Source organism: Ensifer sp. 22460 (genome assembly GCF_052044935.1).
Lineage (GTDB): Bacteria > Pseudomonadota > Alphaproteobacteria > Rhizobiales > Rhizobiaceae > Ensifer.
This window is the reverse complement of record NZ_JBQENZ010000010.1, coordinates 57746-70188: the sequence shown is the minus strand read 5'-3', so window position 1 is coordinate 70188 and position 12443 is coordinate 57746. Positions and strand designations below refer to the sequence as shown.

The window sequence follows — 12443 nt, the reverse complement described above, 5'->3', positions numbered from 1 at the left end:
TCCTACAAGAAAGGGGCGCGGAGCGTTCCGCCCCGCGCCCCGAATGCATTCGGGTGAAGCTCGCTTATTCGGCGGCTTCGCCGTCGCCCTTCTTCTCAGACTTCTCGGCAGCAACTTCCTTGCCGGTGGCCTGGTCGACGACCTTCATGGAAAGGCGAACCTTGCCACGCTCGTCGAAGCCCATGAGCTTGACCCAGACCTTGTCGCCTTCCTTGACGACGTCGGTCGTCTTGGCAACGCGCTCGGAAGCGAGCTGCGAGATGTGGACGAGGCCATCGCGGGCGCCGAAGAAGTTGACGAAGGCGCCGAAGTCGGCGGTCTTCACAACGGTACCTTCATAGATCTGGCCAACTTCCGGCTCGGCGACGATCGAGTGGATCCACTTGCGGGCCGCTTCGATTTCCTTGCCGGACGAGGAGGCGATCTTCACGGTGCCGTCGTCTTCGATGTTGATCTTCGCGCCGGTCTTCTCGACGATTTCGCGGATGACCTTGCCGCCGGAGCCGATGACTTCGCGGATCTTGTCGACCGGAATGTTCATGACTTCGATGCGCGGAGCGAACTCGCCGAGCTGGCCACGGCTTTCGGAAATGGCCTTGGCCATTTCGCCGAGGATGTGGAGACGGCCGCCCTTGGCCTGGTTGAGCGCAATGCCCATGATCTCTTCGGTGATGCCCTCGATCTTGATGTCCATCTGGAGCGAGGTGATACCAGCGTCGGTACCGGCAACCTTGAAGTCCATGTCGCCGAGGTGGTCTTCGTCGCCGAGGATGTCGGAGAGAACGGCGAAGCGCTCATCTTCCTTGATCAGGCCCATGGCGATACCGGCAACCGGCTTTGCCAGCGGAACGCCGGCGTCCATGAGAGCGAGCGAGGTGCCGCAAACCGTTGCCATCGACGACGAGCCGTTGGATTCGGTGATCTCGGATACGACACGCAGTGTGTAGGGGAACTGCTCGGCTTCCGGCAGCATCGGGCGAATAGCGCGCCAGGCGAGCTTGCCGTGACCGATTTCGCGACGGCCCGGGGAGCCCATGCGACCGGTTTCGCCGACCGAGAAGGGCGGGAAGTTGTAGTGCAGCATGAAGCGTTCTTTGTACATGCCGGTCAGGCTGTCGACATACTGTTCGTCTTCACCGGTGCCGAGCGTGGCAACGACGATCGCCTGCGTCTCACCGCGGGTGAAGAGCGCCGAACCGTGGGTACGCGGCAGAAGGCCGACTTCCGAGACGATCGGACGAACGGTTTCCAGATCGCGGCCGTCGATACGGCTCTTGGTGTCGAGGATGTTCCAGCGAACGATCTTGGCCTGCAGGTGCTTGAAGACGGCGCCGATGACTTCAGCGGTGTACTTGGGCTCCGCACCTTCCGGGAAGAAGTGTGCCTTTACCTTCGCCTTGACGGCATCGACGGCAGCGTAGCGGGCAGCCTTTTCGGTGATCTTGTAGGCGTCGCGCAGTTCGGCTTCGGCCATGCCGAGCATTTCGGCTTCCAGCGCGGAATGATCTTCCGGTTCGAATTCGCGCGGTTCCTTGGCAGCGACTTCAGCGAGCTTGATGATAGCGTCGATGACCGGCTGGAAGCCCTTCTGACCGAAGACGACGGCGCCGAGCATGACGTCTTCAGCCAGTTCCTTGGCTTCCGATTCGACCATCAGCACCGCTTCCTGGGTGCCGGCGACAACGAGGTCGAGCGTCGATTCGTCCATCTCGTCGAGATGCGGGTTCAGCACGTACTGGCCGTTGATGTAGCCGACGCGCGCGCCGCCGATCGGGCCCATGAACGGGACGCCCGACAGCGTCAGCGCTGCGGAAGCGGCAACCATCGACAGAACGTCGGGGTTGTTTTCGAGGTCATGCTGCATGACCGTGACGATGACCTGGGTATCGTTCTTGTAGCCATCGGGGAAAAGCGGACGGATCGGACGGTCGATCAGGCGCGAAACGAGCGTTTCGTTCTCGCTCGGACGGCCTTCGCGCTTGAAGTAGCCACCCGGGATCTTGCCGGCAGCGTAGGTCTTTTCCTGGTAGTTGACGGTCAGCGGGAAGAAGTCCTGGCCCGGCTTCGGCGACTTGGCCGAAACGACGGTGGCGAGAACGACGGTTTCGCCGTAGGTGGCGATGACGGCGCCGTCAGCCTGACGGGCGACCTTGCCGGTTTCGAGCTTGAGCTGACGCCCAGCCCATTCGATTTCAACCTTGTGGGTATCGAACATGTTCTGTCCTTCGTGTGCGGCGGACCTTTCCGCGGCTGTTGCAGCGCGGGTGGTCGAGGGGCCGCATGAAATGGCGCATCACGGGCAAGACAACGGGAGGCTTCACGCTTGAAATCGGCTTGTTTCCGCTTCACCGCGCCGCTTATCTGCGGCGTTGCGGCAAGCAGGGCCGAAGCATCCTGCAATCCTGCCCCATGACGGGCCATCGGTTGATCCGCGATACCGGCCCATCCGGTTCGCTGGATTCTCTCCGGGTGCCACGCTTCCTAAGCGGCCGGAGAGATCATTGGTCGAGCGTTTAACGCTCCATAAAAAAGCCGGCGGGCCGCAAAGACCCGCCGGATAAGTCGCTTAGCGACGGATGCCCAGGGCACCGATCAGCTTGGTGTAGCGCGCTTCGTCTTTCTTCTTCAGATAGTCGAGGAGCGAACGACGGCTGGAAACCATTGCGAGCAGACCACGGCGGGAATGGTTATCCTTCTTGTGGCCCTTGAAGTGTTCGGTCAGGTTGTTGATCCGTTCCGTCAGGATAGCAACCTGGACTTCCGGAGAACCGGTGTCGCCTTCAACGGTTGCAAATTCCTTGATGAGCTGAGCCTTACGCTCTGCAGCAATCGACATCGGATGATCCTTTCGATTTCGAGGATTTAGGGACGCCGTCAGCCGGGATGTCGTCCAGCTGCGGCCGTGAATGCAACGGGCATGCGCCTTTTGCTGGCGTGCCTATAAACGAATTGGATGAAAAAGGAAAGGGTCATGGACCTGCACCCCGATGGGCTTCCGGAGGGCCTCGGAAGCTTGTCGGTCGCGGCCAATTTCCGACGGTCGCGATCGACGCTCCGGCCGACCTTCGCGCCGTTTTTAAAGGGGCCCATCCGCATTCACGAATCTTCGTCCTTCGCCTCGCGCGGAATGGTGATCCGCCACTCGATGCCATCGGCATGCATCACCCGCTCCAGCGCGGCGTTCAGCGCCATGCCGAGCATGCGCTCCAGCACCAGTGTTCCGAAGCCCTTGCGGATCGGATCGGAGGGCTTGTCGGCGAGATCCGCGCCCTCCTCCCGCCAGCGAATGGCAATGCCTTCATCCTCCAGCGACCAGCTCAGCTTGACGACCCCGGTGGTGTTGGCGAGCGCTCCGTATTTGGTGGCGTTGGTCGCGAGCTCGTGCAGGGCCATGCCGAGGGTCTGGGCGATCTGCGTGTCGAGCCTCAGAGCCGGGCCGGAGAAGATCACGCGCTTCGGATCGTCAGGCGTAAACGGCTGCAACTGGTTCTGGGCGAGCTCGCGGAAATCGACCCCTTGCGCGGCGTTGGTGATCATCAGGTCGGTGGAGCGCGCGAGTCCGGCAATGCGCTTGCGGAAGCTGTCGGCGAAGTCCGACGCGCTCTCGGCCGAATAGACCGATTGGTTCAGCATCGACTGGATGACGGTAAGCTGGTTCTTCGAGCGATGCGCCACCTCGCGCATGAGGAAGCGGATCTCGTTTTCAGCCTTGCCGCGCGCCGCCGCTGCCCGTGCGAGCGCTGCCGAGACCTGCTCGACCTCCGAGATCATGTGCGGCCGCGATTCGATCCGTTCGCCGGCGCCGAGACGGCGCGCATCCTGCGCCACGAGCTTGACGCCCTGCGACAACAGCCGCGCAATCGCCAGCGAGCCGGCAATCGCGATGCCCGCGAAGATGATGCCGCCGAGCGACAGCCACAGGAACGACCAGACGGCCGGTGCATCGACGGTCGCGCTAGGCGCCCAGGCGATGATCCGCCATCCCGTGACGACGGAAAACTCGGTCGCGACGCGATATTTAGTGCCGTTTTCCTTGATGTTGCGGACACCGATGCTGATCGCCGGCACCTTGTCGAGGAAGAACGGTTCCCCGGCCTTGACGGCCGCATCCGACGAGATGATGACCTTGCCTGCGCCATCGACCAGTGCCGCGTTCCAACCGGGAGAAAGCGTGTCGCGGTTGACGGCCTTGGCCATGTTCTCGGCGTTTTGCGTCAGCGTCAGCAGATACTCCTCACCGGTCGCCAATTTCGCCGGCAGATAGACGTTGAAAACCCACTTTCCCGCGGTCTGGCCAAAGAAGACGTTGGAGACGAGCGGCGCACCATTGTTGGTGAAGGCCCGCTCGACCGAGCCCGTATCCGAGGCTTTGCTGAGTTGCGCACCGAAAGGCACCCTGGTGTTGAGCCGCTGGTTGTGCTTGCGGTCGATGACGATCAGGTAGGAGTCCGTTTCGGCGAGCGCCGTGGCGGCCCTGCGGTAGAAGGCCTCCATATTGCCGTCTTCGATCTCTTGCGATGTCGACAGCACCTTGAGCGTCGTCAGCATGCCCTCGATGTCACGTTCGACGATGCGCGTCACCGACCCGGTCGAAGCCTGCAGCAGCGCCGTGATCACCTGTTCCTGCTGGTCGACGCTGCGCTTCAGCACGACGAGCGAAAAAATGAAGGCCGGAACGATGGCCACCAGGAGCAGCGACGTCAGATAAAAACTGAACGGCCGGGTCAGGCGATGACGAACGAGATCGACGATCGTCGCCAGACCGTTCGCAGCCTTCCGCTTTTCTTCGTCCAGCACGCCCGTCACCTCAGTCGCCCTTCTTCGTTCCGCACCGGCACACAGCCGCTTTCGGCGCGCGCCGCAAGAGACGGTGCGATCGGCAGTCGGCTCCGGAGCACGGGACGGAAACGGAATCACCTCGGATGGATTGGAAGCCCATGCCGGGGATCATGCGTCAAGGATGGGGCAAAGGCAAACGCTTCCGGGCGCTTAGCCGGTGGCGAAAACACGCTTCGGGCGGAACTCACCCTCGGCGATCTCACCGATGGCGACCAGCTTGCCGCGTGCCGTCGCATAGGCTTCAGGCGTCGCAAGCGGCGCATCGCGGCCGCGCAGGATGATGGGATTGCCCATTCTCAGGCGGTGCGCCTGATCATCGTTGACGGCAACATGCGGAAGGTTGGAAAGCGCTTCACCGGTCTCGATCAGATAGGCGTCGAGCGCCGCCAGGCGTTCTTCGTCGCTCTCGATTTTCTCCAGCGCCACCAGATCGGCGAGCGGCACCATGTCCTCTTCACCAAACGGTGCGACAAAGGTGCGGCGCAGCGAGGCGATGTGGCCGAAACAACCGAGATCGCGACCCATGTCACGCGCGAGCGAACGCACATAGGTGCCCTTGCCGCACTCGATTTCGAAATGCGCGAGGTTGGGAGCGGCACCCAAGAGCGTCAGCCGGTGCACCTCGACCTCGCGGGCCGGAATTTCGACCGTTTCGCCATCGCGGGCGAGATCGTAGGCGCGCTCGCCATCGATCTTGATCGCAGAGAACTGCGGCGGCACCTGGCTGATGACGCCGGTATATTTCGGCAGCAGCGCGCGGATCGCCTCTTCGTTCGGTCGTTCGGTCGAGGAATGCGTGACCTCGCCTTCGAGATCGTCGGTCGAGCGTTCCTCGCCCCAGGCAACGGTGAATTCGTAGATCTTGCGGCCGTCCATCACGTAAGGAACGGTCTTCGTCGCATCACCGAGTGCAATCGGCAACATACCGGACGCCAACGGGTCGAGCGTGCCGGCATGACCGGCCTTCTGGGCCTTGAACAGCCACTTGATCTTCGAGACGGCTTCAGTGGAGCCGAAGTCAAGCGGCTTGTCGAGGATCAGCCAGCCCGAGATCGGGCGGCCCTTGGGCTTACGCGGTTTGGACATGAAATCTACTATTCTTCGTCTTCGCTGGACTGGTCGAGATCGCGGCTGACTTCCGGCGAGCGCAGCAGCTCATCGATCTTCTTGTAGTTGTCGAAGCTCGTATCGTCGCGGAAACGAACGTCGGGCATGTATTTCATCTGCCGAAGCTGGGGGCCGAGGCGGCCGCGAATGTACTTGGCATTGCGGTTCAGCGCGTCGATGACTTCGTCATGGTTGGGCACGCCGAGCGGCGTGACATAGGCCGTGGCGATCTTCAGATCCGGCGACATGCGCACTTCCGAGATCGCGATGACGGTCTTCTCGATCACGGGATCGCGGACCTCGCCGCGCTGCAGAACCTGGGTGATGGCAGCGCGCACCTGTTCGCCGACGCGCAGCATGCGCTGTGAAGGGGCAGAGGATGTGGCTTTGGTCATGGACGGTACCTCAAAAAAATGCGAGCGCCGAAGGACAACCCGGCGCCCGCATAATCTCTAATCGGACGGTTCTTAAAGCGTCCGCGTGATGTGCTCTACGCGGAAGCACTCGATCGTATCGCCGGCGCGGATGTCTTCGTAGTTCTCGAAGGCCATACCGCACTCCTGACCGACGTTGACTTCCGAGACTTCGTCCTTGAAGCGCTTGAGGGTCTTGAGCTTGCCTTCGTGGATAACGACGTTGTCGCGAACCAGACGGACGCCGACGCCACGCTCGACCTTGCCTTCGGTGACGCGGCAACCCGCGACCTTGCCGACCTTGGTGATGTTGAACACCTCCAGGATTTCGGCGTTGCCGAGGAAGGTTTCGCGGCGCTCCGGCGAGAGCAGACCGGACATCGCCGCCTTCACGTCATCCACCAGATCGTAGATGATGTTGTAGTAGCGGATTTCGATGCCGGCACGCTCGGCTGCCGAACGGGCCTGCGCGTTGGCGCGGACGTTGAAGCCGATGATCGCAGCGTTCGACGCCTCGGCGAGCGAGATGTCGGACTCGGTGATACCACCGGCACCCGAATGCACGATGCGCGCACGCACTTCGTCGGTTCCGAGCTTGTCGAGAGCACCGGCGATCGCTTCGATCGAACCCTGCACGTCGCCCTTGATGACCAGCGGGAACTCCTTGAGACCGGAGGTCTGGAGCTGGGTCATCATCTGCTCGAGCGAACCGCGCGAGCCCGACTGACGGGCAACCTGCTTCTCGCGGGCGAGACGCTGGCGGTATTCCGAAATCTCGCGGGCGCGGCTTTCGTTTTCGACGACGGCGAACTTGTCACCGGCCGCCGGCGTACCCGAAAGACCGAGAACCTCGACCGGCATCGACGGACCGGCTTCCTTGACGTGCTCACCCTTGTCGTTGACCAGAGCGCGTACACGGCCCCACTGGTCGCCGGCGACGATGATCTGGCCAGGACGCAGCGTGCCCTTCTGGACGAGGACGGTTGCAACCGCACCGCGACCACGGTCAAGCTCGGCTTCAACCACCGTACCTTCGGCCGTCCGGTTCGGATTGGCGCGCAAATCGAGGATTTCGGACTGCAGCAGGATCGCTTCCAGCAGCTTGTCGAGGTTGGTGCCGTTCTTCGCGGATACTTCCACGTCGAGAACTTCACCGCCCATGGATTCGACGAAGACTTCGTGCTGCAGCAGCTCGGTGCGAACCTTCTGCGGGTTCGCCGTCGGCTTGTCGACCTTGTTGATCGCCACGATGATCGGAACACCGGCCGCCTTGGCGTGGTTGATCGATTCGATCGTCTGCGGCATCACGCTGTCGTCGGCCGCAACCACCAGGATCGCGATGTCGGTCGCCTGGGCACCGCGGGCACGCATGGCGGTGAACGCCGCGTGGCCGGGGGTGTCGATGAAGGTGATCTTGTTGCCGTTCTGCTCGACCTGATAGGCGCCGATGTGCTGGGTGATGCCACCGGCTTCGCCGGCCACCACGTTGGCGTGGCGGATCGCATCAAGCAGCGAGGTCTTGCCGTGGTCGACGTGACCCATGATCGTGACGATCGGCGGACGCGGCAACAGCTCCTCATCGGAATCGGTCACGTTGAAGATGCCTTCCTCGACGTCGGATTCCGAAACGCGCTTGACCGTATGGCCGAATTCGCCGGCGATGAGTTCAGCCATATCGGCGTCGATCAGATCGCCGGGCTTCATCATCTGGCCTTCCTTCATCAGGTACTTGATGACGTCGACGGCGCGTTCAGACATGCGCTGCGACAGTTCCTGAATGGTGATGGTCTCAGGCAGGATGACTTCGCGCGAGATCTTCTCGCGGGTTTCCTGCATCTGGCTGCGCTTGAACTTCTCCTGGCGGCGACGCATGGCCGACAGCGAACGGGCGCGCTGGCCGCCATCCTCGTCGACGGCAGCGGTCAGCGTCAGCTTGCCCTGGCGACGACCGTCGTCGGCCTTCGGGCGGGCAGGAACCTTGGCAGGCTCAGGACGCACGACCTTGCCGCGTGCCGGGCCCGCGCCCGAACGCGGACCACGATCGTCATCCTTTTCGTTGTCGACCTTACGGCCGCGCAGAGCGCCGGCCGGAGCCGGGGTCGGAAGTCCAGTTGCCGCTTCAGCAGGCCGTGCAGCCTGCGGGCGGTTGTCGACGCGACGCTCAGTGGAAGCCGGTGCGCGAGCTGCCACGGGGCGCTCTTCGACAACCTCTTCGGCCTTTGCTTCAGGCTCGACAGCCGGGCGGGCCGCTTCTTCAGCGGCGCGGCGTGCGGCCTCTTCCTTCTCCTGAAGGAGACGGGCTTCTTCCTCGCGCTTGCGGCGTGCTTCGTTCTCGGCGCGGATGACCGCTTCTTCGGCATCGCGGATCTGCGCTTCGGCGAGAGCACGGCGGCGCGCATCGATCTCACCGGCGGAAAGCTGGTTCAGAACGACACCCACACGCGGACGGTTGGCCTGATTGGCTTCCTGGCGCGTCGAGTGCTGCTGCGGCTGCGGGGCCGGGCGGCCGGAAGGCTGCGGCTGAGCCGGACGCTGTTCGACCGGGCGTGCTGCGGGAGCCGCGGCGACCGGCGTGATCGGACGCTCGTCCTTGGGGCGATGGAAGGGGCGTTTCTTGGTTTCGACCACGACCGCCTTGGTGCGGCCACGGCCCATGTCCTGACGCACGGTCCCCTGCGAAACCCCGTGGGGTTTCAGGGTCAGCGTCTTCTTGCCTGCTGCGCTGCCTGTCTTGTCGTCGTTGTTGTCGGTCATTCCGTTCCGTTCCTAGCGATCAGGGCCGGATGCGTATCACCTGACCCTGTCTTCCAAATTGTCTCAAACAATGTACGCGATGCCAGACTGTGCTGGTGACGCGGGTCATTGCTGTGGCTTGCCAGCGCCGCCGTCGGCCCGGACCGGGACGGATCCTCGGTACTTTTCGAGCATGATTGCGCGCTTCACTACACCCTCACCCGCCTGCCCTGCAAGCGCTGCGGCATGGATAAAAGCATTACTTCCTAAAAGGCCCTCCATTTCCGCCCCGGTGAAGGGACGGAACGAAGGTATTTCCATTTCATCGTCGGCCACGAAGCTCATCGCCTTGCGGGCCTGGTCTATCTTCCGCACACCGTCGGCTGCAGCGTCGGCCGCATGGAACACGGCAAGCGCTGCAAGACCGCGCACGGCCTGCTCCGTCTTCGTCGCGCCGGAGATGAACTGGGCCGCCTTGCGCGCCATGTTCATCATGCCGGCCAACTGCTCGGCGAGCAGCCGGTCGACGTCGTCGGCGAGCGTCGCGTCGGCCTTGACGTCCGCCTTCAGGGCGCGGGCGAAGAACTTCTTCGCCACCGCCTTTTCAACGAGCGCCCGCTCGGCCTTCACCCAGCAGCCGCGTCCCGGAAGCTGGCGCTTCAGATCGGGAACGACGCGACCGTCGGGCCCGGCAACGAAGCGGATCAACTCATCCGGCGAACCGCTTTCGCGGGTGACGATGCACGTCCGCGTGCTGCCGCTCCGATCCTTCGGGCCCCCATCCAAGGGCAATGTGTCCGAAGGCAGGCTGTCGGCATCATCAGAGGCGGTCATCGTCCTTAAGCGTCCTGCTCGGCGCCTTCGGCAACGTCGATCGGCTCTTCGCCTTCGACCTCATCGCTTGCCAGGTCCTCTTCCGTGATCCAGCCGGCCGCGAGGCGGGCCTGAACGATCATGGCTTCGGCTTCGGCGCGCGAAACGTCGAACTTCGAGAAGGTGCCCTCGAAGCGCTTGGTCTCGCCGTCCTTGCGTTCGCTCCAGCCGACGAGGTCGTCAGCGGCGCAGCCGGCAAAGTCTTCGATCGTCTTGATGCCTTCTTCGCCGAGCGCAACGAGCATCTGGCTCGTCAGGCCGTCGATCGAGCGCAGCTCGTCGGCAACGCCGAGTTCCTTGCGCTTGGCATCCATTTCCGCTTCGAGCTTGTCGAGGAATTCGCGCGCACGGGTCTGGATTTCGGTAGCGGTCTCCTCGTCGAAGCCATCGATCGACGAGATTTCGTCGAGGTCGACATAGGCAAGCTCCTCGACGGCGGCAAAGCCTTCGGACGCCAGAACCTGGCCGACCATTTCGTCGACGTCGAGCGCGTCCATGAACAGGTTGGTGCGCTCGGTGAATTCCTTCTGGCGACGCTCGCTCTCTTCCTGTTCGGTGAGGATGTCGATGTCCCAGCCGGTCAGCTGCGAGGCGAGGCGAACGTTCTGGCCGCGACGGCCGATGGCGAGCGAAAGCTGCTCGTCCGGAACGACCACTTCGATGCGCTCCGCATCTTCGTCGAGAACGACCTTGGCCACTTCCGCCGGCTGCAGCGCGTTGACGATGAACGATGCCGGATCCTGCGACCACGGAATGATGTCGATCTTTTCGCCCTGCAGTTCGCCGACGACGGCCTGAACGCGCGAACCGCGCATACCGACGCAGGCGCCGACCGGGTCGATCGACGAGTCGTTGGAGACAACGGCGATCTTGGCGCGCGAACCCGGGTCACGGGCAACCGACTTGATCTGGATGATGCCGTCGTAGATCTCAGGCACTTCCATGGTGAAGAGCTTCACCATGAACTGCGGATGGGTACGCGACAGGAAGATCTGCGGGCCGCGCTGTTCGCGGCGAACGTCGTAGACGAAGGCGCGGACGCGGTCGCCGTAGCGCATGTTTTCGCGCGGGATCATCTCGTCGCGGCGGATGATGCCTTCGCCACGGCCGAGGTCGACGATGACGTTGCCGTATTCGACGCGCTTGACCGTGCCGTTGACGATCTCGCCGACGCGATCCTTGAATTCGTCGAACTGGCGATCACGCTCGGCTTCGCGAACCTTCTGGACGATGACCTGCTTGGCAGACTGGGCGGCGATGCGGCCGAAGTCCATCGGCGGCAGCGGGTCGGCGATGAAATCGCCGAGCTTGGCGTCCGGATTGCGATCGCGAGCAAGCTCGAGCGGGATCTGCGTGGAATAGTCGTCAGCCTTTTCGACCACTTCCAGAAGACGCTGCAGGCGGATTTCACCGGTCTTCGAGTTGATGTCGGCGCGGATGTTCGATTCCGACCCATAGCGCGAGCGGGCGGCCTTCTGGATCGCATCGGCCATTGCGGCCAGAACGATCTCGCGGTCGATCACCTTTTCACGCGCGACGGCATCCGCGATCTGCAGAAGCTCGAGCCGGTTAGCACTGACTGCCATGTCTTATCTCCGTTGGGTTGCAGGGGGCTTCACGCTCCGCCCGACTTATTCCTCAATAGGTGAATCTTCGTCTTCGAAATTCTCGTTCGCGGCGCGCTCGGCCTTCGCCTTCTTGTCGGCCGTCAGCGCATCACGGATCAGATCGTCGGTCAGGATCAGCCGCGCTTCGGCAAGCGTGGTGAACGGGATGACGACGACAGGTTCCTCGCCGTACGCGGGCTGGTCGCGCTCAAGCCGGAAACCATCGTCATCGACGGAAACGATCTTGCCGCGGAACCGCTTGCGGCCATCGACCAGAACCGACGTCTCGCATTTCAGCAGGTGCCCCTGCCAGCGGAAGAAGTCGGACTTGCGCACCATGGGACGGTCGATGCCGGCCGACGACACTTCGAGATGATACGCCTTGTCGATCGGATCTTCCACATCGAGCACCGGCGAAATGGCCTTGGAGATCTCTTCGCAGTCTTCGACGGTCATGGTGCCGTCGTTGCGCTCGGCCATGATCTGCAACGTCAGGCCGTTCTGGCCGGACATGCGCACGCGCACCAGGCGGTAACCCATCGGCACGATGACCGGCTCGATGATGTCGGCGATGCGCTGGTCGAGACCGGTTTCGGTGATCAGGCGCGGTTCATTTGCATTTTCAGCCGTTGTCGTATCGGACAAACGATCATCTCCTCATCGGACCGGCTAATAAAAAAGAGCGGGTCCTGACGGGCCCACTCTTCATCTACCGATCAAGAATTTGAGGCTCATATACGCTTCATCGCCGCAAATTGCAAGGCATTGGGCCGTGCGCTCCAAATGCGCCGATCCGCTCGCAGACGACGATCTTCGACAACAAGGTCAATTTCAGCGGGTGGCACTTCGCGTCCTCGGGCCTATAACAGGG

Annotated in this window: 10 protein-coding genes; 1 reads left to right on the top strand and 9 read right to left on the bottom strand. The window is 62.7% G+C overall.

What is annotated here, in order from left to right; translation table 11 throughout:
* Window positions 1-64 precede the first annotated feature (64 nt).
* Window positions 65-2215, bottom strand: a complete 2151-nt coding sequence (gene pnp / locus ACTJKM_RS14630) for a polyribonucleotide nucleotidyltransferase (RefSeq protein ID WP_113512234.1) — start codon at window positions 2213-2215, stop codon at window positions 65-67.
* Window positions 2216-2280: 65 nt separating this feature from the next.
* Here pnp and ACTJKM_RS14625 point away from each other — a divergent pair, with 65 nt between their 5' ends.
* Complete coding sequence (locus ACTJKM_RS14625; RefSeq protein WP_058326187.1) at window positions 2281-2517, top strand: hypothetical protein; 237 nt, start codon at window positions 2281-2283, stop codon at window positions 2515-2517.
* 49 nt (window positions 2518-2566) lie between these two features.
* On the opposite strand, the gene rpsO is transcribed toward ACTJKM_RS14625, so the two are convergent.
* The 8 genes from rpsO to rimP all read right to left on the bottom strand — a co-directional run bounded on the left by rpsO (window position 2567) and on the right by rimP (window position 12217).
* Window positions 2567-2836 carry a 30S ribosomal protein S15 gene (rpsO, locus tag ACTJKM_RS14620; protein WP_029742369.1) on the bottom strand — a complete coding sequence of 90 codons (270 nt, stop codon included), beginning with the start codon at window positions 2834-2836 and terminating at the stop codon, window positions 2567-2569.
* Between the two features lie 260 nt (window positions 2837-3096).
* Entirely contained in the window at window positions 3097-4806 is a 1710-nt protein-coding gene (locus tag ACTJKM_RS14615) for a sensor histidine kinase (RefSeq protein ID WP_113512235.1), read from the bottom strand.
* 183 nt (window positions 4807-4989) lie between these two features.
* Window positions 4990-5925, bottom strand: coding sequence for a tRNA pseudouridine(55) synthase TruB (truB, locus tag ACTJKM_RS14610; RefSeq protein ID WP_057247820.1), 936 nt, complete (start codon window positions 5923-5925; stop codon window positions 4990-4992).
* A gap of 8 nt (window positions 5926-5933) precedes the next feature.
* Window positions 5934-6341, bottom strand: coding sequence for a 30S ribosome-binding factor RbfA (gene rbfA / locus ACTJKM_RS14605; protein WP_063893313.1), 408 nt, complete (start codon window positions 6339-6341; stop codon window positions 5934-5936).
* Window positions 6342-6413: 72 nt separating this feature from the next.
* A complete protein-coding gene (gene infB, locus ACTJKM_RS14600; protein ID WP_058326186.1) occupies window positions 6414-9113 on the bottom strand; it encodes a translation initiation factor IF-2 in 2700 nt (899 codons plus the stop codon).
* Window positions 9114-9218: 105 nt separating this feature from the next.
* A complete protein-coding gene (locus ACTJKM_RS14595; RefSeq protein WP_057247817.1) occupies window positions 9219-9926 on the bottom strand; it encodes an RNA-binding protein in 708 nt (235 codons plus the stop codon).
* Window positions 9927-9931: 5 nt separating this feature from the next.
* Window positions 9932-11551: a transcription termination factor NusA gene (gene nusA / locus ACTJKM_RS14590; RefSeq protein WP_057247816.1), complete on the bottom strand. Its 1620-nt coding sequence runs from the start codon at window positions 11549-11551 to the stop codon at window positions 9932-9934.
* Window positions 11552-11596: 45 nt separating this feature from the next.
* Window positions 11597-12217: a ribosome maturation factor RimP gene (rimP, locus tag ACTJKM_RS14585; RefSeq protein WP_057247815.1), complete on the bottom strand. Its 621-nt coding sequence runs from the start codon at window positions 12215-12217 to the stop codon at window positions 11597-11599.
* Window positions 12218-12443 lie beyond the last annotated feature (226 nt).

What these genes read in the sequence shown, in the direction of transcription:
- pnp (WP_113512234.1), bottom strand. Translation starts at nt 2,215, where the DNA reads ATGTTCGATACCCACAAGGTTGAAATCGAATGGGCTGGGCGTCAGCTC.
- ACTJKM_RS14625 (WP_058326187.1), top strand. Translation starts at nt 2,281, where the DNA reads ATGAAATGGCGCATCACGGGCAAGACAACGGGAGGCTTCACGCTTGAA.
- rpsO (WP_029742369.1), bottom strand. Translation starts at nt 2,836, where the DNA reads ATGTCGATTGCTGCAGAGCGTAAGGCTCAGCTCATCAAGGAATTTGCA.
- truB (WP_057247820.1), bottom strand. Translation starts at nt 5,925, where the DNA reads ATGTCCAAACCGCGTAAGCCCAAGGGCCGCCCGATCTCGGGCTGGCTG.
- rbfA (WP_063893313.1), bottom strand. Translation starts at nt 6,341, where the DNA reads ATGACCAAAGCCACATCCTCTGCCCCTTCACAGCGCATGCTGCGCGTC.
- infB (WP_058326186.1), bottom strand. Translation starts at nt 9,113, where the DNA reads ATGACCGACAACAACGACGACAAGACAGGCAGCGCAGCAGGCAAGAAG.
- ACTJKM_RS14595 (WP_057247817.1), bottom strand. Translation starts at nt 9,926, where the DNA reads ATGACCGCCTCTGATGATGCCGACAGCCTGCCTTCGGACACATTGCCC.
- nusA (WP_057247816.1), bottom strand. Translation starts at nt 11,551, where the DNA reads ATGGCAGTCAGTGCTAACCGGCTCGAGCTTCTGCAGATCGCGGATGCC.